At 66.6% G+C, this 26,771-nt stretch carries 1 protein-coding gene; it reads right to left on the minus strand.

Annotated elements, in window-relative coordinates; translation table 11 throughout:
• Positions 1-26,520: a LamG-like jellyroll fold domain-containing protein gene (locus K369_RS03875; RefSeq protein ID WP_036288031.1), complete on the minus strand. Its 26,520-nt coding sequence runs from the start codon at positions 26,518-26,520 to the stop codon at positions 1-3.
• Positions 26,521-26,771: the final 251 nt, after the last annotated feature.

A 26,771-nucleotide genomic window follows, 5' to 3' on the forward strand; every position in this document is an offset into this window, starting at 1 on the left:
CTACCAATCGAACCGCCAGCCATCGTCCGCCAGCGCGTGTCCGCCGTGATCGGCGTGATTGCGCTTGTGCTCGGCTTCGAGCCACAGCCAATCGTCGAGGTCCGAGCAATGGGGACCAGGGGCGGGCGGCGGCGGCGGGGGAACGAAAGTGATCGGAACATCGACGCTCGCCACGCCGAAGGCCCCCGCGACGGCGGCCTGCTGGATTTGATTGGCGGTGAGCGCCTGCCCGAAGAAGGCGACCTCGTCGATATGGCCGTCGAAGGACTTGGTGATCTTCAGCTTGGAGAGATCGCTCGCCGCCCCGACATTGGCCTCGTCTGAACCGCCGATCACAATCGCGGATTGGTTCGCGGTCAGACCGCCGGCATAGGCGTTCGAGCCGACGAGCGCGCCATCGAGATAGAGCTTCATGCCGCCGGCGCCGAAGGTAAAAGCGAGATTGCGCCACGCCCCGGCGGCCACCGTCGCGGTCGAGCGGATCGAGTAGACGCCGCTCGGCCCTTCCATTTGCACGACCAGATGATTTCCATCGAGGCCGATCGTCAGGCCGCCGCCGAGACCGGCGCCGTCCTTGGCGAACAGCGTCTGTTGCCCGAAGGTCGAGCGCGCGTCGAACCAGAAGGTGATCGCGCCATTGGCGACGGCGAAAGCCGGATCATTCGCGACCGCCACATATTCGCGACTGGAGTCGTGGAAGTCGGCCGACATTCCCGCGCCGAAGGGCGCGATGGCCGTCGATGGGCCGGCGTCGTCACGATCGGGCCGGCCATTGGCGTAGAACACGCCGTTCTGCGCAGCGCCAGCGCTGTCCGCGACGGTGGAGCCGGCGCCGTCGAAGGTCCAATAGGCGATCGGCGTCAGCAATTGCTGATCGGCCGTCACCTGCACGCCGGACTGCACGAGCAGCTGCGCGCCGCTGTTGTGATAGACGTCGTAGAGAACATTGCCGATGGCGCGCTGGCCGATATCGCCCCAGGCGCCGGAGAGATGCAGCGGCTGGCCGCCGTCGCCGAGCACGACCAGCTGGCCATTGCCGGCGAGCGCCTGCACATCCGCCGCGCTCAGCGTCGCGGGGTTGGCGCCGCCGAGCACATAGGCGGACGTTCCATCGCCGAAGACGAGACGCTCGACGCCTTCGAGCTGATCCGTGCCGTCGATCGTCGGCCCGGCCGCGCCTTCTACGATCAGCTTTTGCGCGCCCTCCTTCATCAGCCGACGCACGAAGGCCTGATCGACGGAACCGCCGAAGATCGCCACCTCGTCGATGAGCCCGCCGAAGGCGTTGGTCACACGCAGCTTGGCGAGATCGCCGGAGGCGTCGGAATTGCTGGCGTTGGAGCCGCCGATCACAATGGCATCATGATTGCCGGCGAGGCCGCCGGTGTAGGAATCCTCGCCGACGAGCACGCCATTGAGATAGAGCTTCATCCCGCCCTGACCGAAGGTGAAGGCGAGCTGGTTCCACGTGTTGGCCGAGACGATATTGAGCGTGTCGACGACATGGCCGTCGAGCCTCGCCTCGAGGCGCTGCCCGACGAGGCTGATGGTGAGCCCGTCCTCCGCCCGCGCGCCGTCCTTCGAGAACAAGGTCTGCGTTCCCTGCGTCCTGCTCGCGTCGAACCAGAGCTGGATCGCGCCATTGTCGAGCGCGAAATCGTCGGAATTGGCGACGGCGATATAGCCGCGCGGATCCTTGTGGAAGGCCGCCGATGTTCTCGCGCCGAACGGCGCCGCGCTCGCGGAAGGCCCGGCGTTGCCGAGGTCCGAAGCGAGCTTCGTCACGAAAGTGGCGTTCTGCGGCGCGCCGGCGCTATCCGCCAGCGTGGTAGAGCCGCGCGCCTCATTGAGCGACCAATAGGCGACGCCTTGCGGCAGCGCCGGCCGCGTGTCGGCGACTTGAAGCGCGCCGCCGACGAAGGACAGCTGATAATCCGAAAGCGCGCCGCTGAGGCCGGGGCCGGCGCTGGCCAGCCGCGGACCCGAGACGACGAGACGCCGGATCTGGTCGCCGTTCAGCGCCTGGCCGAACACCGCCACCTCGTCGAGGGAGCCGCGGAACGCCTTGGTGATGCTCAGCTTGGAGAGATCGCCAGTCTGGCTCTTGTTCGCTTCGTCGGAGGCGCCGATCACGATCGCCTGGCGATTATTCGCGAGGCCGCCGCTGTAGGAATTGGCGTCGACCAGCGCGCCGTCGATATAGAGCTTCATGCCGTCGGCGCCGAAGCTGAAGGCGAGCTGACGCCAGCCGCAGCCGATATCGTCGCAGCTGGCGACGGTATAGGAGGTCGTCCCCGTCTCGAGCCGCGCATAGACGCGGCCGTCGGCGATTCCGATGGTGAGATCGCCCTCATTATTGCCATAGCCGTTCTTGGCGAACAGCACCTGATCGCTGTGGCGTCCATCGTCGCCGGCGTCGAACAGGAAGGCGATCGTCCCATTCACCGAATGCAGCGCCGCATCGTCGGCGACCGCCACATATTGCCGCGCATCGCCATGGAATGTCGCGCCGGCGCCGCCGTCGTCCGATCCGTGCAGGGACGCGCCATAGAAGGTCCCGTTCTGCGGCGTTCCGACCGCGTCGGCGACGACGCCATTCGCGACATTGTCGAAGGACCAATAGGCGGTCGGCTGCACGATCGGCATGGACACCGTGTCGATTCCGTCGCCGCCGTCGATGAAATCATTCCCTCCGTCGCCGACGATATAATCGGCGCCGTCGCCGCCCAGAATGACGTCGCTGGCGGCGCCGCCGACCAGCGTGTCGTCGCCGAGGCCGCCGAGCAGCGCCGAGGCGCCCGAGCCCGCCCGAACCGTGTCATTGCCGTCGCCGGCCTTCACCGTCAGCGGCGCATCGACGCTCGCATCGACAGTCACAATGTCGTTTCCGCCGCCCGTGGCGATGATGATAGACTTCACATCGGCGGCGTTGAACGTCTTGATCACATTCTGCCCGATGATCGGCAGGAAGCTCGCATAGACCTCGATGGTCGCGCCATTGGGATCATTGGCGCCGCGCGCGCCCTTCTGCATCACATCTCGAACCTGCTGATCGCTCAGCTGGCGGCCATAGACGGAGACCTCGTCTATGTGACCGGAGAAAGGATCGCTGATCGTCAGCTTGGAGAGATTGCCAGAGGTGTTGCGATTATCGGCGTTGGAGGCGCCGATGACGATCGCCTCGTGATTGCCCTGCAATCCGCCCGTATAGGCGTTCTCGCCGACCAGCGCGCCGTCGAGATAGAGCTTCATGCCGGCTTCGCCGAAGGTGAAGGCGACATTATGCCAATCGCCGCAGGCGACGTCGTCGCAGCCCTCGACGCGGAAGACGTCGAGCCGCCCGGTCGCATCGACGCCCTCGAGCTCGGCGAACAGCGTCCCATGATCGAGGCCGATGGTCAGCTGGCCGGCGCCGAGCCCGCTCTTGCTCTTCGAGAACAAGACCTGCGTGTCGCCCCAGCCATGATCCTGATCATTGGCGTCGAACCAGAGCTGCACCGCGCCGCTCGCGAGATTGAAGACCGCATCGTCGGCGACGGCGACATATTCCTTCTTGTCGTCGTGGAACTCGATCGAATTGGCCGCGCCGAAGGGCGCGAAAGCGGCGGACGGCCCCGGATCGGCGCGATCCGGCGCGCGATTCGTATAGAGCGTTCCATTCTGCGGCGCTCCGGCGCTGTCGGCGACGGCGGTTCCGCTCGTCTCGTTGAAGTTCCAATAGGCGACGGGCTCGAGCGGCTTGCGCACGATCACCGTGTCGTCCTGTGGCGTGCCGGCGATGCGCAGCACGCCGTCGAGCAGAGCGACGCCGGTGAGCCGCGCCTCGGTGGTCGCGGTCGCGACGCCGAGATCATCATCGGAAAGATGCGCCGAGATCGCCCAGAAGCCCGGATCGCGATAATTATGCGTCAGCTGGACGTCGCGCGTTCCCGCGGCATAGGCGAGCGTCTCGGCCGCCGTCCCATCGCCCCAATCGACGATGAGCGTATAGCTGTCCTGCGTTCCCGGATCGGCGAAGACGCCGGTGAGCACGACCGGCTCGCCCGGCAGCACATTGCCGACTTCCGCCGCATTGTTGGTGAAGGTGGCGAAGACCGGCGCGACATTCGCCACAGTGACCGCCGCGCTGATCGTCGCCGAGGCGCCATCCTTGTCGGAAAGCGTCAGATCGATGCGATAATCATCGGCCGCGGTTCCCGTCGGATTGTCGTCGAGATAGCGATGCGTCGCCGTGAATGTATGGCTCGCCTCGTCGATCGTCAGCGCAGAGGCGCCGCCGTCGCCCCAGACCACAGCGCCCGAATGCGTGTCGAGGACGCCGGCGTCGGCGAAGCGGCCCAGCAAGGTCACGGTCCCATTCTCGTCGATAGTGAGGCTGGAAGCGAGCGCGCCGCCGATCGTCTGCTTTTGCGCGGCGACGCTGTTCAGCGTGAGATCGGCGATGATCGGCGCCGCATTCGTCACGATGACAGCGGCGGTCGAGACATTGCTCTTGGCCCCGGCGTCGTCGGTCACGATCGCGGAGATCGTGTAGTTGCCGCCCGCGGCCGGATTGTCGAGATAGACATGGGTCGCGGTGAAGGCGCGATTGACCGCATCGACGATAATCGTCGCGCCGGCGCCCGCGCTCGCGGAGCTCGAGCCATCGCCCCAATCGATCGCGATCGTATGGAGATCGAGCGGTCCCGCGTCCGTGTAGACGCCAGAGACGGTGACGGAGGAGCCCTCTTGCGATGTGCTCGGAACGACGCTCAATGCGCCGGCGACGGGCGCGACATTGTCGACCGTCAGGCTCAGAACCGTCGGCGCGCTGGCGCCCTGATCCTTGTCGACGATATTGGTCGTGATCGTATAGACGCCGTCCTGAACATAGCGATGAGCGACATCGAAATTGAGCGCCCCGGCGGCAAGATCGACGATCTCGCTCTGCCCGTCGCCCCAGGCGACATTGAGCCGGAAGCTGTCGAGCGTTCCCGGATCGACGATGCGGCCGCTGAGGCGCGCGAACGCGTTCTCGGCGATCTCGGCCGATCCCGGCCCCGCGGCCGGCGCGACGACGACATTTTGCAGCGTCGGCGCCACATTGAGCACGGTCACGATTTTGTCGGCGGCGACATAGGCGCCGTCATTGTCGGTCGCGCCGGTCTTGATCGTATAGGCGCCATTATCCGCATAGCTATGCGTGGCGACGACATTGCCATTGGCGGCGGCCGCATCGATCAGAATGTGATCCTGCGCGCCATCGCCCCAATTCACATCCCACCATTTGATCTTATCGGCGCCCGGATCGGTCGCGGACAGCGACAAGCTGTATATCGCGCCCTCATCCGCCGTCGTGGCGCCGGCGACTGTCAGCGTCGGCGCAACCTCATTGATGGTGATCGTCGTATAGGCGTCGGCGACGCCGCCATCCTTGTCGACGATCTGGCCGTGAACGAGCAGCGCGCCGCTCTGCCGCAAATATTGGCCGGGAACCGTCGCCGGCCCCGCGCCCTGCACGAGATCGAAGGTTCCATTATTGTCGAAATCATAGCGATAGGTCAGCGACGCCGCGTCCACCGGCGACGGATCGGTCACGCCGGAGAATGTCACTGTCGCGGAGGCCGCGCCTTCGCTCACCGGGCCGCTATTGACGAATGAGACGAAGCTCGGCGGCGCATTGTCCACCGTCACGCCGACCGCCTTGGAGATCGTCGTCGGCGTCGCCGAGCCGATCGTCGCATAGCCGACGATCACATGCGGGTTGGAATAGACGCCGCTGTCATTGACGCCGAGCGCCGTCAGCTCGCTCCAGGAGAAGCTCGCCGTCGCGCCGCTCTTGTCGATCGTCCCATCATTATTGATGTCCCAACCATAGGAGAGCGGCGCGCCGGTCGCTTGCGCGGTCAGCGTGAGCGACTGACCCTCCGCGATGCGATAGGGGCCGCCCGTATCGATATTATTCGCCGTGAGACCGACCGTCACCGCATAGGCGGCGGAGGTCGCCCCGGTCGGAACCGTGTCCTTGTCCACCGCAGTGGCGCGGATCGCGACATTGCCGGGCGCGACATAGACATGGCTCGCCTGTGTGGCGTCGGCGCCGAAAGTCTCGACAGCGGAACCATCGCCCCAATCGACGCGCCATTCGAGCACGCGATCGATCGGCGACGGATCGGTGGCGGTGAAGCCGATGGTGAAGGGCGTTCCGACCGATGCGGAATGCGATGCTCCGGAAACGACGACCGCCGGCGGCGTGTCGGCGATCTGGATATTCGACACGGCCGTCGTGGAGAGCCCGTCGGAATTGGTCGCGCGCACGGCGATCGTATAGACGCCATTGTCCGCGAGGCCGAGATCGACGAGGCGATCCCAAGGCAGCGTCACGCGATAGACGCCGCCGCCGAGAGCGGTTCCAGTCACTTCGCCGAACTGTCCGTCGCCGTCTATGTCGAAGGCGACCGGACCGGACAACGAATTGGTGGAGCCTAGCGCCTGAACATTGGCGGTGAGCGTCACGCTCGAACCTTCCGAGGTCGAGTAGCTCGGCGCGGAGAAGGACACGATCGGCGACGACAGAACCGTCAGTCCCTCGAAAGTGTCATAGGCGACCGCCCCCTTGCCGGCGAGGCTGATCGAGCCATTGGTCTGCGGGATCGGCAGGCCGGCGACTCCGCCGACGAGTATGGAGGCGTTCGGATCCTGCGGATCGACGATCAGCGTGTCGCCGGGCGCGACGCCCGGCGCGTCGCCATGCAGCGTCGTCGCCGCATCGGCGGGCAGATTGGAAAGCGAGATGCGCACAATATCCGCATCGGCGTCGCCGGAGACGGTGGTATGCGTCGCGGCGCCCACCTTCTCGATCGTGATCACATCGGAGCCGGCGTCGCCGTCGATCGTCGTCGTCGCGCCTGCGCCCGTGTTCTGCACATCGATCGTGTCGGCGTCCGCTCGGCCATGAATGGCGAGCGTGTCGGCCGCCGTCTTGGCGTTGACGACGCGCAGATCGAGACTGTCCGCGCCGGCGCCGAGATCGACGCTGGTCGCGCCGCGATAATCGGCGACGACGACATGGTCGGAGCCTTCGCCCGTGCTCACCTTGGTCGCGCCGACGATCGCCGGCGGCGCGGAGACGAGCGACACAGTGTCGTCGCCGACGCCCGTCGTGACGCCGATCGACTCTATATCCGTGTGCTCCGTCGCGAATGCGATCGGCGGCGCCTTGGGCGAGAGATCGACATTGAATGTCGCGAGACCGCCCTGCTGCGTCGCCGAGCCGAGGCTGCCGACATAGGCTGTGAGCGAAGAGCCGTTCTGCGGCCCGAGGATCAGCGAGGTCGGCGTCAGCAGGCCGCGCACGCCGCCTACGGCGTCGCGCACGACTTGGACGAAGCCGAGCGCGCCCGTTTGCTGGTCGCGCTGGAACACGGAGATGTCATTGGCTCCGCGCGCCGTCACCAGCACATATTGGCCATCGGCGGTGACGGCGACATCGGTCGGCGCGTCGAGCCCGCGCACGCCATTGGCGCCATTGCGCAGAGTCTCGACGAAGACGAGCGGCTGCGTCTTGGAATTCGTGACCTGGAAGACAGAGAGCGTATTGCCGCTCTGGCTCGTAACATAGACGAAGCCGCCGTCCGGGCTCGCCGCCACATCGGAGACGCCGACGAGTCCATTGGCCGCGCCGGAGAGCGTCTGCGAGGCGCCGGTCGTCGCATTGGAAGCGGTGAGGCTGCCGGTCGAAGCGTTCACCGAATAGGTGAAGCCATTCTGCGCGATCGTTTCCGTCGCGGCGCTGCTCGCGCCGGACTGAGTGGAGATCAAAGTGAGCGCGCCGGTCGTCGTGTTCAGCGAATAGCTGCGCAGGCCGGCCGAGCCCGTCGTCGTCAGCACCTTTGTCGATGCGTCATAGCGCATCGAGTCGTAATAGGCGCCGCCATCCGATTGCGATTGCGCGAAGGTAAGATCGCCGGTCGCCGAGGCGAGCTTGAATGTCGCCAGCCTGCCGGTCGTCGCGCTCTCGGTGATGACGAAACCGTCGGCTCCGGTGACGAGCACATTGGAGACGCTCGAGAGGCCGGAGACGCCGTTCTGCGCCTCCTTGAACAATTGGCGCTGCGATCCATCGTGCGCATTCACGACGACGAGCGAGCTGGTCGCGGTGGAGACGCCGAAGATGTGATCGGCGCCCGGATCGGCCGCTATGGCGTCGAAGCCGGTGAGCTGCGCGACGGTCGGCGCCGATGGGCGCGCAATGGAGAGATATTGGACATTGCCGCCGAGCGACAGCGTATTGCCGGTGAGCGTCGTCGCGCCGGAGGCGTTCACGCCGATCGACGCCGTGAATGTGTGATTATGCGCGCTGCCTTCCGGAACCAGCGTCGCCCACACCTGGCCCGGAGCGAGGCTCGTCAGCGCCTGATCGGCGCCGACGCCATTGGTCTTCAGCGCTTGCGCCGTGGCGCCGTCGATGCTGAGCGTCGGATTGGCGACATTGATCGTCGACACATTGGCGACGAGCAGGACATCGAAGCCAGTGTAATCCTGGCTCAGCGAGCCGACGCCCTTGTCGAGCAGCATGACCGCGAGCAGCGCGTCCGACGGCGCATGATCGAGCTGCGGCGTCGTGGTGTTGAAGTCGATCGAGGCGGCGTCGAGCCCGGAGACGACGCCATATATGTCCGCGCCGCCCGCGAGACCGACGATGGTCGGCGTCAGCGGCGCGCCGGCGATATAGGCGTTCGACTGACGCGGGCCGGTGAAATGCTCGACGCCCGGATCGGTCGCGGCGAAAGCCGTCTGGCCGCCATTGCCGGACACCGCGCCGCCGCTCGAGAAGGTGAGCGAGGTGTTGCTGCCGACAATGAAGCGTCCCTCGCCGCCTTTCGGCGCGGTTCCGCCGCCGACGCCGCCGGACGTCGTGACGGAGGTCTTCAGCGTCGCGCCGCCATTGGTGAGATCGGTCGCATAGAGCTTGATGGTTCCGCCAGAGCCGCCCGCGCCGTCGCCGCCGTCGCCGCCGGGGCCGCCGGCGCCGCCGGGGCCGCCATTGCCGCCGTGATGAGCGTCGGAATCGTCGCCGCCGCCGCCGCCGCTCGAGGTCGGCCCGCGATTCGGATCGGGGCTCTGTCCGGAGCCGCCGGTCGCGCCCGCGCCACCGACCGCTGTGAAGGCGTCACTATTGCCGACCCGAATTTGACCCTGCGCGACCAGCTGGAATGCGCCGCCGCCCGCGCCGCCCAGGCCGCCCGCAGCGCCATTGCCGCCGACTCCGCCGCCGCCGCCGCCATCGCCGCCGCCGCCGCCGATGTAATTATCGGTGAGGCCGAGGAAGCCGCTCGTCCAATGGCGGCCATTGCCGCCGCCGCCGCCGCCGCCGCCGCCGCCCGAGCCGCCGCCGCCGCCGCCACCGCCGCCGCCGCCGCCCATGCCGCCGGAGATAGCGAGGCCGGTCGCCGAATTGGCGCCGCCGACGCCATCGCCGCCGGTTCCGCCGGTCCCGCCGGTTCCGCCGCCCTGGCCGTCATAGCCGTCGCCGTCGCGCAGGCGTTGGCCATTGACGATGTCATAGGCGCCATAGGCGCCGCCGCCGCCCGAGCCGCCATAGCCGGCATAGCCCTGGGCGCCGCCACCCCCGGCCGAACCATTATACTGATTGCCGACGCCGAGCCCGCCCGCGCCGCCGGACCCGCCCCAATTGCCGTAATAGCCCCAGCCGCCGTCGCCGCCTATGCCGCCGCCGCGGCCGAAGCCATCCCAGGCGCCGCCGCCGCCGCCGCCGCCACCGCCGCCGCCGTAATAGCTCGGGGAGCCATAGCCGCCGCTGCCGCCATGGTTGTCGCCCGTGCCATAGGGACCGCCGACGCCCTGTCCCGCGGCGGTCGTTCCCTGGAAAGTGAAGTTGGACGGAAGGCTGCCATTGGATCCGCCGCCGCCGCCATAGCCGCCGACCGCGCCCGACCCGGCGCCGCCGAAGCCGCCCGCCGCGCCGCCGCCGGCGCCCGCGGTCTGATTATGCGCCGAGAGATCGAAGGTCACATTGTCGGCGAGCTGCACATTGTTCGCGACATTGAGCGACAGCGCATTGGCGCCCGCCGCGGATACTTTCAGCCCGGCGGGCAGGCTGAGATCGCCGGCGAAATTCACCGACACCATGCCATTGTTCGCGCCCGTGGCGCTCGCGTCGGCGGTGATCGAGAAGCCGGACTGGCTATAGCCCAGATACCACCAGCCGCCATTGGTGAAATCGAGCGTGTCGTCGACCGACGCTCCGCCATTATTGTAATTGACCTCGATCTTACCCGAGTGGATCCAGACCCACTGGCCCGAATAGACCGTCGTGTCGATCGAGAAATCATTCGAGATCGTATAGGTCGGCACGGTCGCCGGCGCGACGGTCGCGGCCGCATTGGGCAGATCGTCCACCGCGACGATATTGTCGACGAGGATCGAGCCGAAGGGCGTCGAGGCGTCCTTCGCCGTCAGCGTCACTCTGTCGAGCCCATAGAAGCTCGCGAGCGAAGTGTCGAAGCGCTGGAAGCCAGCGCCGGCGGCGAGGCTCAGCTCGGCGCTCACCGACTGTCCGCCGAGCGTATGGCCCGTCAGAACGACGACCGCCGTTCCGCTCGCCGCCGTATTGGCGAGCTCGAGCGAATAGAGCGTGAAGCCGTCGCCATTCGGCGTTCCGTCGGCGCGCGCCGCCTGCAACGTCAGCACATCGCTATTTGTGCGCGCTTGCGCCGCCGGGCTGATGGCGTCCGACCGAATGAGGCCGAGCGCGTTGGAGGTCGACAGTCGGAAGCCGTTCGACGCATAGGCGATGTCGCCCTGGTTCAGCCCATCGAAATTCAGCGCCTTGTCGTAATTGCGATAAGTGTCGAAATCATTCGCGGGATCAGGCTGAGTCACGACGACGAGGCCCGATTGCAGCGTGATGCGATTATTGTCGATCGCCACATTCACATTGGCCGTGCTGGTGGACACGACATCGAGCGTGTCCGTTCCCGTCTTGCCGCCGAGAATGCGCGTCAAATCCGCGCCGGCCGTCGAGATCACCGAGACCGGCGACCCGGAAGGGAGCGCCGCGGCCTGAAGGTCGGTGTCGAGCAGAGTCCAAGCGATCGCGACCGTCGAATTGGCCGAATTATCGACGATGAGCTGCTCCACCGTCTTGTCGATGGAGGTGAACTGATTGGCGATCGGCTGCGCCGCGATCTCGACCTGCAGCGTATCCTTGCCCGACTGGCCATCGACGATCGTGCGCGCCGTGCTGACGCTGCGCGCCTCGATCAGATCATCGCCGCCGCCGCCGAACAAGCCGACGATGGTCGCCGGAAGAGTCGCCGCATGGACGTCGAGCGTGAATGTGTCATTGCCGTCGCCGAGCTTCACATCGACCTCGGCCAGAGAGCGGAAGGCGACGTCGCCGGCGGTGAGACCGGAGACGATTCCCTCGCCGACGGCGGCGCCGTCATGGATCACGCCTGTCGTCGTGGCGGCCGGCGCGCCGGAGAGATCGACAGTGAGCTTGTCGGCGGCGCCAGCGCCGGTGACCAGCAGCGGCGCGCTCGTTCCATAGACGATCGCCTGATCGTCGCCCGCGCCGAGATTGATCGTCGTCGCCTTGCCCGCGCCATGAACGAAAATCTTGTCCACCGCGCCATTGGAGTCGACGATGATCGGCGTCGCCGAACCATTGATCGTGACATTGTTCATCGTCGCGCCGCTGAGCGCGATCGTGGTCGCCGCGACGCCTTCGAATTCGACCGATTGCGCCATTCCGACCGCGGTGATGCGGCTGCGCGTCGCCGAGGCGGCGTCGAGCGTCAGATTGGAGTCGACCGTCGGGCTCACCGAGAAAGCGTCGCCCGCATCGCCGCCGCCGCGCACGAGCACATGGCCACGAATATTGGCGAGGTTCGGCCCCAGCGTGATGGCGTCCGCGCCGGCGCCCGCATCGACGATCGTATCCGTCGAGCTGGCCGCGATCGAGATGGAGTCCGCGCCGGAGCCGGCCTTCACCGTCACAGTGGCGAAATCGCCATAGGTGACGCCCTTGTTCGGATCGACCACGGTCTGATCGGTTCCGCCCATGCCGAAGCCGAAGATCTGATTGCCATTGGCGCCGCCGATGACGCCCGCATTGGCCCCCGTATCGCCGCTGTCGTCGACGAGCAGCGTGTCGGCGCCGGCGCCGCCGTCGAGAATGAGTGTTCCCGCGAGCTTGTTCACCGTCGCGTCGGCGCCCGACACGATGACGGAATCGGCGCCATCGCCGAGGAACAGCGAGGTGATGGTCGCCGCAGCAGTGGAGCGCACTGTCGCCGTGTCGGCGCCGGCGCCGAGATGCAGCGCGAGCGAGCGAAGATCGCTATAGACGACCTTGCCGGTCATGCCGAAGCCGGCGACCTCGCTATCGGAGACGGTTCCCGTCACGCCCTGCGCGAAGCCGGAATTGTCGAGATCCAGCGACGCCAGCTTGTCATTCGCGCCGGTCACGGTCAGCGTTCCGACGATCGTCGTGAGATTGCCGCCGGCATTGCTCGTTGCAATCAGCTCGCCGCTCGCATTGGTCGTCGCGCTCGCGCGGCTGCCGATGAGGATGACATTCTCCGCGCCGCCGGTCGTCACCGTCGTGGGCGCATTGGCCGACACGCCACGAATGACGATGGTGTCGCGATCGGCGCCGCCGACGACCGACACGGCCGCCGCTGTGATCGCGCCCTCGAGATCGATCAGCGCGCCGACCCCGGAATCGGAGTCGCCGACGTCGCCGGTCAATGTCGCGGTCTTGGCGGCGTTCAACGTCGCGCCGACGGCCATGACGATATTGTCGCCGGCGGCGAGCGACGCAGCGCCCAATGTCGCGCTCATGAAGGAGGTCGCGCCGAAGATGATGTCCTCGCCGACCGCATTGCTGTCGCGCGTCGCGACGACGATGTCGCCCGTCGTCGAGGCGACGGTCCCGATTCCGAGGCCGCCCGCGACATCCGTCGCGACCACATCGCCCTTGGCCGAGCCGATGAAGGAGCCGGCCGCGCGCGCCGCGTCTATGCGCAGCGCATCCGCCTTCGCGCCGATCGATCCGCCGCCGGCGTTGAGGATGAGATTGGGCGCGCTCACATTGACCGCGACACTGGCGTCGGCGTCGAGAATGGAGCCGGTCGCCGAAAGGCTCACGGTCCCGCCCGTCGAGCTCGCCGAGCCGACCTCTAGATCGCCCGTCTCGCTGATGACGATTCCATCGCGCGCCAGCGCGTCGAGGCGCGTCGAAGCGACGCGGATCGGCGCGGCCGAAGCGCCGACCGCGCCCTTCGGCGCCGAGAGCGACAGAGTGGTCGCCTCTATGCGGCCATTCGCATTCGCGACGATATCGCCATTCGCGGTCGTGATCGACACCGGGCCGAGCGCGTCGAGAATGGCGTCGTTCAGCGTCACCTTGGTGCGCGCGGCGGTCGAGGTGTTGGCGATGGTGACGGCTGTGTGGCCCGGATCGGCCGTCGTGACCGGCAGGAAGTCCTTCTTATAGGTCACATCGACGACGACGTTCTGCGCGAAATTGGGCGTCGCCGCCAGCGGATTGATGAGCCCGATCCGAACATCGAAATTCGACGCATTCTGAATGAGGACATGATCGAAAGCGGTGAGGAAGGTGATCTTGGGCGAGCCCTTGATCGAATCCTCGCCCGGCGTCACGCCATAGCCTGCAGGCGTCGGATCTTGCCCCCAGCTCGGAATGGAGAAGGTCGCCGTGCCGGCGGCGGTCGAAGTGTTGACGATATCCGGCACGATGAAGACGCCGTTCTGGAATGTGACCGTCCCTATGCCCTGCTGCTTGACGATATTTCCGGCGGCGTCGATGACGAGCTCGGGCGCCGGCGGCCCGGACAGGAACACATCGGCGTTGAAATCGATCGTGCGCCGATAGGCGATCGTCTGCGACGGATGCTCGGAGCCCGTGTCGATGAGAGCGCCATGCGAGCTCGCATCGACGAAGCCCGACACATTGGGCGAGCCATAGGCTTCGACCGTCAGCGCGCGCGTATGGACGGCGCTGCCGCTCTCCGCCACGACGCGCGTCGTCACATCGAAATCATTCTTCGCATAGCTGTTGGTCGAGGCGCCGAGGCCATTGGTGGTGGCGTCGGCGCTCGCGAGGCTGGTGACGGATTCCTGGCGCGCTTTCACATTGACGGAGCCGCCGCCATTCAGCGTGGCGCCGCTGTGCAGATCGACCAGCGCATCGGATGTGGGGCTGGACGAGCCCGGCGCCGACTCTGGACGGCTCAGCGTCGCATGCGCTTCGGAATTGGCGCCGAGCGCGCTCGATTCCGCGACGGCGTCGATTTTGAGATCGAGCGTCGTGACGCGCGCGAGAACGTCGAGCTTGCCGCCTGCGGTCAGCGTCGAGGCGCCGACATCCGTCTTGGTCGCGCCGCCATAGGTGAGATTTCCGGTGACGCGCGTATCGGCGCCGAGACCGCCGGCCGAGGCGTGCGGCGCGGATTTGGCCGTGCTGGAGGTGCGCGATTCGACCGAGAGATCGCCGCCCGCGGAGAGCAGCGCGCCGCCGCCGATCGTCGTCGTCGTCGCATCGGAAGCTTTCACCGTCGAGGTCGCGCCGATGATGGAGACCACCGCGCCGGCGCCGCCGTCGCCATCGGCCTTCGCATTATTGGTGGTGTCGGCGAGCACTGTCAGGCCCGTTCCCGCCGCTATATGCGCGCCGGTTCCGACGCTCAGGCTGTTGGCGTTCTTCAGCGTGCTCGTGCTTCCGCCCTCGATGACGGTGACGCCGCCATAATTGCCGGCGTCGCCGGTCGCGAAGGAGGTCGTATTCGTCACCGACTGCACCGAGGCCGATTGCGTGGCGGCGATATCGGCGCCGTCGTCGATGGTCGTCGTCGTCGTCGGATCGATCTCGAGCTCTATGTCGAGCCCCTGTCCGCTCGCCAAGCCGCCGCCGGCGGCATAGCCGAGCAGCTTGACGGAGGTCGTCTGCGTTGCTTTGACATCCGTCGTGCGGCTGCGGATGATTGCGCGCTTGCCGACGCCGACCGCCATGACGGGCGCGAATTTCGCCTGCGCGATCACGGCGCCGACCGCAATGCCGCCTATGGCGCCGCCGTCGATCTCGAGACTGTTCGCGGTCGTCGTGCTGGTTCCGTGAACATCGACCTCGCCGCCGGCGTAGACCGCCGCATCATCGCCGATGCGCGCGGCGACCGCGCCATTGACAGTGATGAGCGTCACGCCCGCGGCCGCGCCGACAATGCCGCCGCCAATGGCGACGCCCATGGGCTGATTGGCGTCGAAGGGATTGACCGTGACGGTGCGCTGCGCGTCGATCTTCACATCGCCGGCGATCTGCGCCGCAGTGGAGCCGATCTGCGTGAACTTGCCGACGATCGCCTGCGATGTCCCCGCTATGGTGAGCTTGCTCACCGCCGCACCGAGACCGGCGACGCCGGACACCGACCAGGCGCCGTCGGCGAGCAAATGATTCACATTGGCGACGGATTTGACGCTGACGTCGTGGAAGCCGGTGACGATCGTCGCATCCGACAGCGCGGAGGCCTCGATCGTCGAGGAATCGTCATGCGAGGCGCCGGGCGTCGCGCCGAGCATGGCGCGCGCGGAGCTCGTGTCGTCGATGAGCGACACCGCGCCGCCGAGCGACACGAAGCCGCTGATGGCGCCGGCAAAGCCCAGCACATGCGCATTGGAGTCGAGATTGGCGGAGACGGTGAGCACGCCGGAAGCGGGATTCGTTCCGGTGATCGTCGTCTGCGGCGCGACGAAAGCCGTCGAATCCGCGTCTATGCTCACAATGGCGAGACCGACGCCGAGCGCCGCCGCGCCGCCCGCCACGCCGCCGGCGCGCGCCGTGAGATCGAGCGCCTCACGCGAGATCACATCGAGATTGCCGGTCGCTATGTCCGCATGTTGCAATATGCCGGCGGTCGTGCCGCTGGTGACGCCACTCGTCGCCTTGGTCGCCGAATTCACCCGGCCCGCCGGCGTGTTCGCCGACGAAGCGCTCCGCGCCATATTGGCGATCTGCGCATTGCCCGCGGCGAGACGATGCTGCGCGCCCGTGGCGCCGGCCGCGTCTATATCGATCGCATGGCCCGCCTGCGCGTCCTCATAAGAGGCGGCCAGCTTCACCAGCTGCGGATGCGCGCTGTCGACGATGACGAAATAGACCTCGCCGTCCTTCAGCCCTTTGATCGCCTTGCCGCCGCCCGCGTCATAGACGACGGCGTCGCCGGTCTTCAGCCCGCGATCGGCGCCAAGATCGATCGTCTCGGCGGCGCCGTTCACCTTCTGCGCCGGATCGAACGCAGGCGACGCGGCGTCGCTCGTCTGCATGCGGCCGGACAATGTGCCGACCGTGCTCTCGACGAAAGTCAGCACGGTGGATTTGTCGCTGCTGAGGGCCGAGGAGGAGCCGTCCGAGGTCGAATAGCTGTCGGTAAAATTGCCGCCGATCGAATAGACGATGATGCCGCCGCCGAGACCGACGAGGCCGGCGCCGGCGCTGATGGCGTTGGCGTTCACGGTCCAGCGCGACAGCGCGAACACATCCGTGTCGCCCTTGGCGCGCACGCTCGCCGCGCCGATCAGCGCTTGCGTGTCATTGCGCAGCACGCCGACATCCACAGAGGCGCCGACGCCGGCGCCGAGGCTGGCGCCGAGACCGCCCGCGAAAGTGAGCAGATCGAGCTTGTTGGTGGCGGCGACGATGACGCTCTGCGAATTGGCGGCGGTCGCGGCCGTGTTCTGATTGATCTGCGCGCCGTCGCCTATCGTCGCGAGCGTGTCGGAGTCGACGAGCTCCACCGTCACCGCGCCGGCTATGCCGGCATAGGCGCCGGCGCCGAGGCTCGCGCCGACCGACACGATTTTTTCCGATGTCGTCGCGAGAACGGCGACCCCGCGCGCGGTCTTCTGCGAGAAGCCGCCATTGCTCGAATAGGTCCCGTCCGGCGCGTCGGAGATGAAGGAGGCGCTATTGGCGTAGGCGTCGACGATCGCATGATCGCCGATGGTCGCCAGCGTCGTCTTCTCGATCGAGGTGACGTCGACGGCGCCTGCGCCGCCGCCCGAGCCTATGCCGACGCCCACGGCGCCGCCGATGGCGTAGGTCGTCGTGTCGTCCTTGGCGGCGACCAGAACATCGCCTGTCGCCGACACGCGCACGCGGCCGGAGATGGAGGCGATCGTCGATGTGTCGATGACGATCACCGCGGCCGAGCCGGCGAGGCCGACTTCTCCCGAAGCGGCAATGCCCGCGGCGATGCTGAGCACATCCGTCACCGCATGGGAGACGACGGCGACATCGCCCGCGGCGTTGACGATCGTGTCATAAGCATTGCCGGTAGTCGCACCCTGCACGAAGGCTTCCGTCGCGCCTTTGAGCACCGGCGCGGCGAAGGCCGGCGCCACGGAGACGCCTCCCGAGCCCGCGAGGCCGCCGCCGATCGCGAGGCCATTATAGGCGCGGCCCGCCGCGACCAGCACATTTTGCCCCGCGCCCGCGCCCGCATCCTCATCCGCATTTATGCGCGCGCCCTGGTCGATATGCGCGAGCGTGTCGATCTCGTGCACGCTCACCGAGCCGGCGAGCGCGCCCGATCCTTCGCCTGCGATGGCGACGCCGACGCCGGCGCTGGTCAGATCATTGACGCTGACCGCGACGATGATCACGCCCGATTGCGTGGCGACGAGCGGCTTGCGGTCACGATTATTCGCCAGCGTCGGATCGTTGAAATTCTTATTGCTGACCGACGGAACGCCGGTGCTGTTCAGCGTCTGCACGACATGGCGGGCCGTCGATGCGACGCCCGTGTCGAGGAGATCGATCTTCTGACCGTTCAGCGCGGCGCTCTTGTCCGCCGCCAGCGCGAAATGATTGTCGTCGATGCGAATGACGAAATAATGCCCGCCCGTCTGCAGACCGCCGAGCGCCAGCGACTGGCCGGTGTAGATCACCTCCTGGCCGGTGCTGAAGCCATGCCCGGCGACATTCATCGCATCGGCGCCGTAGTCGACGGCGGAGGTCGCGAAATCCTTGGAGACGCCTTGCTGCTGCGCATTGGCGGTCGCCGGCGGAGCGCCGAACTCGCCCGTATCGGCGACGATTCCGCTCTTGCCGGATTTCGCCAGCGCTGTCACCGAAGCGCCGGTGGCGATATAGGCCTCGGTCGTCTTCTTCACATAGCCGACGCCCGCGGCGATTCCGCCGGCGCCCGTGCCCGCGGCGGCGATATTGCCGGAGACTTGATCGAGCGTGGTGTCGTCCTCGGCGGAAACCAGAACATTGCCGTCCGAGCGCACGACGGCGCCCGCGTCTATATGCGCCTTGGCGACGAGATCGAGAACGGAGACGCCCGTGGTCAGCCCGCCCGCGCCCGTGCTGGCGCCGGCGACAGCCGCCGAAACCGAAGTGATCGTCATATCGCCCTGGGCATTGACGATCACATTGTCGCCGCCCTTGGCCGTCGCGCCCGCGCCGACATAGGCCTCGAGACGGCGCTTCACATAGCCGGCGTCCGCGCCCGCGCCAATGCCGACCTCGCTGCCGGCGATGGCGCCGGCGACTCCGACCAATGACAAATGTCCATGCGAGACGATATCGACATCGTGATCCGAATGCAGGCCCGCGGCGCCCGCCGCCGGCGTCACGCTCGGCGCATCCTCGAAGGCGAGGGCGCTCACGTCGATATAGGTGAGGGTGAGCGCTCCAGCGCCGGCGCCGTCACCCGCGAAGGCGCCGCCGACGCCGATGATGACGACGGATTCTCCAGCGTTCGCTTCTATCGAGAGGCCATGTCGCGACTGGCCCAGCGCATCGGTGAAGGCGTTGCCGGCGCCGCCGGCCTGCAGCGTCGCGGCGCCGTCGACATAGGCCTTGGTCGTGTCGAGAATGGTGACATTGGTCGCCGCGAGGCCGACGCCCGCGTCGCCGCCGACGGCGAGTCCGCCGGCGATGGCGACGATATTGGCCGTGTCATCGGCGATCACGCGCAGATTATTGCGCGAGGAGAGATTGGACGTCGCGCCGACGACCGCCGCCGTCACCCTATTGTCGATGACGTTGATCGACAGCGAGCCGGCGAAGGAAACATTGTCGCCGCCGGCGCCGCCGAGCGTGAGCGAATGGATCGCGGCCGTCTCCTCGGCGCGAATAATGGCGTCGCCATTCGAGTCGATGGTCGAGCCGTCGACCTTCGCCGTCACCTGATTGGCGATGTAATTGGCGCTGATCGCCGCGCCGACGGCGCTTCCAGAGCTGGAAATGGCGACGCCGCCGGTCAGCGCATTGATCGTCGACTCGTCGCTCGCGCGCAGGCTCACCGAGCCGCCGGACCCGGCCGTCGTGCGCAGCGTGGAGCTGTTGGAGACGATCGCCTCGATGGTGTTGTAGACGCCATTGACCGAAAGGCTCGCGCCGACCGTCGCGCCATTGCCTTTCGAGCCGCCCAATGCGGCGGCCGCGATCTTGCCTGCGATGGAAATCGGCCCGTCCTGCGTCGAATGCGCCGTCAGGCTGATACCGCCCGCGCCTGCGGTGATGGAGGAATTGTCGACCGTGGCGCGCACTTGCAGCGCGACCTGATTCCAGCCGAGGCCGACGCCATAGGCCTGCCCCTGCGCTCCGACGCCGAGCGCGCCGGCGACCGCATAGATGACCGAATTGTCCTTGGCTTCGAGCGAGACGCCCGAGGCGATCACATCGGCGTTCTGGATCGTCGCGAGAATCGGCGCGGAATTGTCGCGCGTGAAGATTTTCTGATCGGTCGAGATGACATTTATGCCGAGCGTGAACGCCACCGCCTTGCTGTCGACGCCGCCGCCGGTCGCAATTCCGAGCGACACGGCGAAAGCCCATAATTTCTGATCATCGATCGCGAGAATTGAAAGATTATCGCCGAGCGTCAGCGAGCTGCGACGCTTCTCGCCGAGCACGCCGGCCACCGTGCTGACGCTGAGCTGATTGAAGCCGAGCGAGGCGCCGACGCCCTTGGCGCCCGCCGTATAGCTGGCGCCGCCGCCGATGGCGATGAGCTGCGCCTCGTCCCGCGCGGTGAGCGCCGCATCGCCATTGGCGCTGACCTTGGCGCCGTCGATCGTCGCCTTTGTGGTGTCGACGATGCGATTGACCGAGACCGAGCCGGCGAAAGCGTCGCCCTGCTCATTGGTATTGGCCGAGACCGCCGCCGAGAAGCTGGCCAGCGTGCCGCCGCGCGTCGCCTTCAACGAGATTTCATCGCGCGTCGAGAGCGCCGCCGCATGGCTGGCGATGACGAGTCCATTGGCGTCCGGCGAGCCGGATGCATCAAGCCGATCGGCGATGAAAGCTTCCGTATCCGCCGTGAGCTGATTGAGCGCGAAAGCGCCGCCGATCGTCGTTCCGCCGCCGAGCCCTGTGCCGGCGTTGACCGAAACAGCGACGCCGCCGACGATGGCGACGATCGTCTGCGTGTCATCGGCGGTGAGCGACAAAGTTCCGACCGACATGGCGCCGCGCGCATTGATGTAGGCGAGATCGGTGTCGCGAATGAAATTGATCCCGGCGCTTCCAGCGACGCCATAGCCGCTCTTGGGCTTGGGCGCTTCCTCGAACAGCGCGGGAAGCGAAATGCCGTCGAGCGGATCATTCGCCGAGGAGCCGAGGTTCTGCGGCGCGCCCTGCGGACCGGTCAGCACCGTCGCCGTGCCGACGACGCCGACGACGACGCCGGTCGTCGTCGCCGAAAGAGACGTGTCGCCGACATTCATCGACACGGCGCCGGCCGGCGTCGCATTCGGATCGCCGCCATTGCTCGGATCGGAGCCGATGAAAGCATAGACCTTGCGCTCGACGTCATTGACGAGCGCCGACATGCCGAGCCCGTTCGAGCCCTTGCCGGCGACGATGATCGTTCCCGCGATCTCCACCTCGGTTCCGCCGGTCGTCGCCGAGATGTCCACGGCGCCGCCGCCTGTGATCGTCGGCCCGAAGCTCGCCGTCGCGACCAGCCCGGCCTCGACGTCGCTGCGTTGGCGCAGTGCGAGCCCGCTGCCGGCGAAGGCGAATTGGCCGCCGTCATCGGTCTTGCCGCCCGATTGCGCAATGGCGAGGCGGAAAATATCCTCGGTCGCATGAATGGTCAGCGCGCCGCTCGCGCCGATGCCGACTTTCGCATCGCCTTCTATACGCGCATAGACGGTGTTCTCGATATCGTCGACGAGAATGGAGCCGCCGATCGCCTTGGAGCCGGAGCGGCCGAAGACATCGACGACATCGCCGCCGCGCAGCAGCTCGCCGGCTTTCTTATTCTCATATTTCGCCTTGCCGAACGGGCTTTCGCTCAGCGACCATTTGCCTATGCCCGCCATTTCGGCGAATTGCATCATCACATCGGCCGTGACAGTGACCGATTGCGTCGCGGATGGATTGAATGTCGTGGAAGGAGGCGCCTGATTGATGCGGGCGCCCGACTGAATGACCGCCGTGCTGTGATCGATATAGGCGTTGACGGCGATGGAGCCGGAGACGGAGGTCGCTTGCGTGTCCTGGGCCTTGGCGCGCGCCATCACCCAAGTGTTCATGAATTTCGAGCTGACGCCGAAAGTGCCGTCCAGAAGATCGGTCACTCCGCTGACGCCGCGCGTGACGATATCCTGCGGAATGCCGAGAACGAGATCGAGCGGATTGATGAGGAAGGGATAAGAGAGCGAGGAGGCGACCTTCACCGTCTCGCCAGCGTCGATGATCGTGTTTCCAGCGATGATCGCATTGGCGTCGTTGAGATAGACGCCGACAGCGAAGGAGAGATCGACCGCTTTGGCGGTCGTCGATTTCGTCTTCGATTTCGAGACGTCCGATTGCGAGATCAGCTGCGTGCGCTGCGTGCTCGTCGCCAGCGCTTCGACATTGTGATCGGTCTGCAGCGTCGTCGGCTTGGCTGCGGTCGCGTTCTTGCCGATCGTCGCTTCGACATCATTGATGACGACATTGACGGCGATGGCGCCGCCGGCGCTCAGCCCGTCATTGGTGATGTCCTTGGTGACGTCCTTGCCCGTGTTCGGATCAGTGACCGTCTTCTTGCCGCTCGTCGCAGACGCCTGTCCGAAGATCGTCGCGAGCGCGATGTCGGGCTTGGAGAGGATGTCCTTATATTTCGTCGGATTGAACTTTCCGCCGACTTCCGGCTTGGCCTTGCCGCGCGTCTGCGAGTCGAGGATCGCCTGAACGCCTATGCCGATCGTGTTCGTGCTCGCCGCCAGAGCGTGACCGTCGCCCTTGCCATCGCTGGTCAGATCGATCGGCTTGACCGCGGAGACCTCGCTCGCGTCCTCGACGAGACGGATGTGATTGTCGTCGACCTTGACGACGTAATATTGCTCGCCCGCGGTGAGGCCGCGGATCTCGCGGTCGCCGGCGGTGAGGTCGCGCACATTGCCTTGCGACGCTCGATAGACGCGATCATCGGCTATGACATGCATGGACGCCGCGCCCGGATCGGCCAGCGTGACCAGCGCGCCGGTGGTGGCGTCGCGCAGCTCGAAGGAATTGGCGTCGACGACGACGAGCTTATACTGATGACCGCTCTGCAATCCGCCGACGGCGTGGGCGCCGAGCGACTCCAGCGAGGCGTAGTCGACGAGCAGCGGATCGGCCGCAGTCGCGACGAATCCGTGGCTCTGCAGGTAGATCCGATTTGTCGTCGTGTCGATGCGCGCCAGGGTGACGCTCGCCGTCGTTTGCGTCGCGGCGTTTGCGAAGCTGTGCGCGCCGAGCGCCGCGCCTTGCGCCACGGAGACGAGGACGCCGTTCGTATCCTTCAGCTGAAACAGATCGTCGCTGACCTTCTGCACCGTATAGACAGCGCCACTCGTCAGTCCGCCGATCGGCGTGCTTCCGCCTGCGTCATAGGTGACTTGATCGCCGCTCGAGAAGCCGTGTCCGGCGATATGAATCGTCTTCGCCGTGGCGTCGATCGCGTCGAGCTCGAAGGCGCGCGACAGCGTCGTCGATTTGGTCGGGTCGACGGCATAGATGACGGCGTCGCCGCTCTTGAAGCCATGATTGGCGATGGCGATCGTGTCGAGCGAGCCATCGACAGCCGTGCTCGGGTCGAAGCTCTTCACGGCGCCGATATAGGCGAGCGCATGTGTGGCCGCGGAGCCGGGATCGGTCAGCGTGATCCGGGCATTCGTCTGCGCGTCGCGCAATTCGAACGTATCGGCGTCGGTGGCGACCAGCTTATATTGATGCGCCGCCCGCACGCCGCCGAGCGTCACATCGTCTTCAGAGAGCGAATCATAGGTCACGTCGACCGGCGTTCCGATCGCGAAGCCGTGATTTTTGACGTGAATGCGGCCATTGGCGTCCACGCTGGCGAGCGTGACCTCGGCCTTCTTATTGTCCGACGCGCGCGTGAAGCTCTGCTTTCCCAGCGCCGAGCCCTGGGCGATCTGAATGACATTGCCGGAACTGTCCTTCAGACGGAAGCTCGCATCATCGACCCTGTCGACCGTATAGACAGCTTTATCGGCGAGGCCGGTGATCGCCGTGGCGCCGCCGGCGTCATAGGAGACCTGATCGCCCGTCTCGAAGCCGTGCGCGGCGATATGAATCGCATCCGCGCTCGCATCGATCGCGTCTATGTCGAACAGCTTGGCTTTGACCGCGTTCAGCGTCTGCGTCGCGGTGGGATCGACGCCCGTCGGGTCGAGATCGATCGAGGGCTCCTTGGAGAGCTGGATATGGTCCTGATCGACGACGATGACGTAATAGGTCTTGCCCTTCTCGAGCCCGCCGACCGCATCGCTCTGCTGGCCCTGCACGGCGAGAACGGTGGAGCCGGCGACCGATGTGTTGACGAGATAGGGCGTGTAGACGACGGCCTGGCCATTGGCGAAGCCATGCTTGGGAAGCGTGATGATGTCGGTGGAAGGGTCGACGCCGCCGACCGGATCGAAGGTCTTCGTGTCTTCGCTTTCGCTCGCGGCCGTGCCCGCCGCCTTGATCGTTCCGTCGAGCGAGGCCTTCACCGTCCCGAATTCGAAGGCGAGCGCCACGCCGACGCCGGCGCGGCCGTCGATGGCGCTGATCGTGCTGGCGTCCGGGGTCGTCTTGGTCGCGCCATTGGCGATGACATTGACATTGCCGCTATGCGAGGTGATCGCCGCATCGACGCCCACGGTCGCCAACGCCGTCAGATCCGTATGCGCTATGGCGATGGCGATGGACGAGGCGTTCGGATCGACCGTGCTGACGATATTGGAGGAGGCGCGCGCGACCGTCTTTGTCGCGGTCGAGCCCTTGGCCGTGATGGTGACGCTGCCACTGGCGTCGATGGTGGTGGAGCCGCCGATATTCGCCTCGACGTCGCTCTGCGCGAGGCCATAGCCGCCGGCGAATTCGAGGCCAGTATATTTCGCGAGGCCGCCGCCGCCGAGCGCCGAAGCGATCGCGAACACCTGCGTGTCGACCTTGGTTTCCGCCTTTATGTCGACGGTTCCCTCGGCGACGATCGTCGCGTCGTCGACATTGATCTTGGCGTCGGCGCCGCGCAGAATCACCGAGAGATCGATGCCCGTCGCGGCGCTGAGCACGACGCCCGGAATCTGCCCCAGCAAGCTCGTCAGCGAGCCGGTGAAGCCGGCGGCCGACGCCGGCGCGTCGCTGTTGAGATTTACGTCCTTTGCGGTGGCGTTCACCTTGATCGAGCCGCCGCGCAGGGTCGCGCCTCTAATATCGATGGCGGCGTCCTTCGCCGTGAAATCGCCCGGCCAGCTGACGAGACGCGTCGCGACATCGGAGGTCGCGAGCGAAATCTTGCCGGCTTTGCGTCCATGCGCCGTATCGGCCTCTGCGAGCAATTGCGCATCGGGTCCGAGCGCGATGCGGGCGCCGCCGGCGAGACTCGTCGTGCCGTCGGCGTTGGTCTTCTGACGCCCGAAGAGAATCTCGCCGGCGTTGCCGCCCGCGAGCTCTGTCGAGACGATCGCGGAGCTCGCGACATTGCGCAGCGTCATCGTCACGGAGCCGCCGCCGCTCGGCGCGAAGGTCAGCACGTCGCCGACGCGGTATCCCGCACCTGCGGAGCTGAGCCGCGCCGTCGCCACGCCGTCCGCATCGACGATAATGGCGGCCTCGGCGCCCGCTCCGGCGCCGCCGGTCGCCGCCACATGCGCATAGCTCGCGCCGGCGGTCCAGGAGCCGCTGGAGCCGGTCTGATCGGCGACCGTGCCGACATAGATCGTGTCGGCCTGCAGCGTCAGCGCGCCGCCATGCAGCGAAATATCGCCCGAGACGCTGACGACGCTCTTATGCGTCAGATGATTGTCTCCGGGCAGCAGGCCGCCCTCGTCGAACGGATCATAGCCCGAGAGCAGCGTGTTCACCGACAGCGCCGCATGGAAGGCGCTGTCGAGCGAGGCGATGTCGACGCTGTCCGTCCCCGAGCCGCCTTTCACTTCGAGCGAATGCGTCGGGGCGTTGAAGGTCTGGCTCTCGAATTTGCCATTGAGGCTCTCGAGCGTCATGACGCCGTCGATCGCCGTCCCCGTGTCCTTCAGCCGCGCCTGCACGCCGCTCGCGCCGCCCGCCAGCGATCCAAGATCGAAGGAAAGATCGGCCACCTGGCCGCTGATGGTGACGGGCTCGAGGCCTCGATAGGCGACGATACGACCGTCATAGACGATCGTGCCGCTGTCCGGCCCCGTGGCCGTCGAAACGAGGCTCTGCGCCACGCCGACGTCGAGAACCAGAGTGTCGAACCCGCCCGCTCCGCCATCCACTGCGCCGGCGAGACTGCCGCTGGCGGAGAAGGAGAAGGTGTCGCTATTATCCGCGGCGCCCGTGAGATTGGCGAAACCGCTGAAGGCGAATGCGCCGACCGAGCCCGCGCCCGCGCCATCGATCCGCCAATTCGTATCCGTCACGGCGCCGATCAGCGTGTCCGCGCCGCCGCCGATGAGATTTTGGACGCCGTCGAAGCTCACATTCGCCGCGCCGGCGACGGCGCCGGAGCCATCGGCGTGAAGCGTCCAGGTCGCCGGATCGCCGGAAGCCAGCGCCAACGTGTCGGCGCCTTCGCCGCCCAGGAAGGTGAAATGCGGCGCGTCATGGCCGGCGAAGGACCGGGCGTCGATCGTCACCTTGTCCGCGCCGAGGCCGCCGATGATCGTCACCTGATCGAGGCCGAGAAGATCGGCCCGGGCGAGGATGACGGAATTGCTTCGATCCACGACCTGGACTTGCGGGCCGGCCGGCGAGGCGGGGGTCGATGACGATTGCGACGCGGCCGTCTGCGGAGCGCTTCCCGGATCGACCATCTGAACGACGATGTCATGGGCCTGCTGCTGCGGGGCCGCCGCCGCCAGATTCACGGCGAGGACGTCGGCGTTCAGCAGAACGCGCGGCTCGAGCGTGTCGAAGATGATTTTCGCGCGCCGGCTCGGCGGCGGGGGGACGAGAGCGGTCGAGCTCTCGAGCTGCGATTTTCGACTGGCGGGCGCTTGCGGCCGAAGCAGCCGAAGGAACATACGCCGCCCGCGATCTTGAAATGACTCCGCCATAGACATCAGCCGACCCCGCATGAAAACGGGAATAGCTTAGCTTCGCTTTGCGTCATTCATATTGCAGGTTTTTGACGGTGGAACGCCGCCATTCCGCCGAATGGCCCGGCCCTTCGGGCGCTCGCTTTGGCGACCCGGATCGCCGGCCTCCGTCATGCCTCGACGAATTGCATCTCGAACATCCCTTTGCGGGGGCGCGAATGCTGCGCGATCTTTTG

The sequence above is a fragment of the Methylosinus sp. PW1 genome, assembly GCF_000745215.1.
Taxonomy (GTDB): Bacteria; Pseudomonadota; Alphaproteobacteria; order Rhizobiales; family Beijerinckiaceae; genus Methylosinus.

Excerpts from the sequence above, each read along its gene's own strand:
- K369_RS03875 (WP_036288031.1), bottom strand. The coding sequence starts at position 26,520 with ATGTTCCTTCGGCTGCTTCGGCCGCAAGCGCCCGCCAGTCGAAAATCG.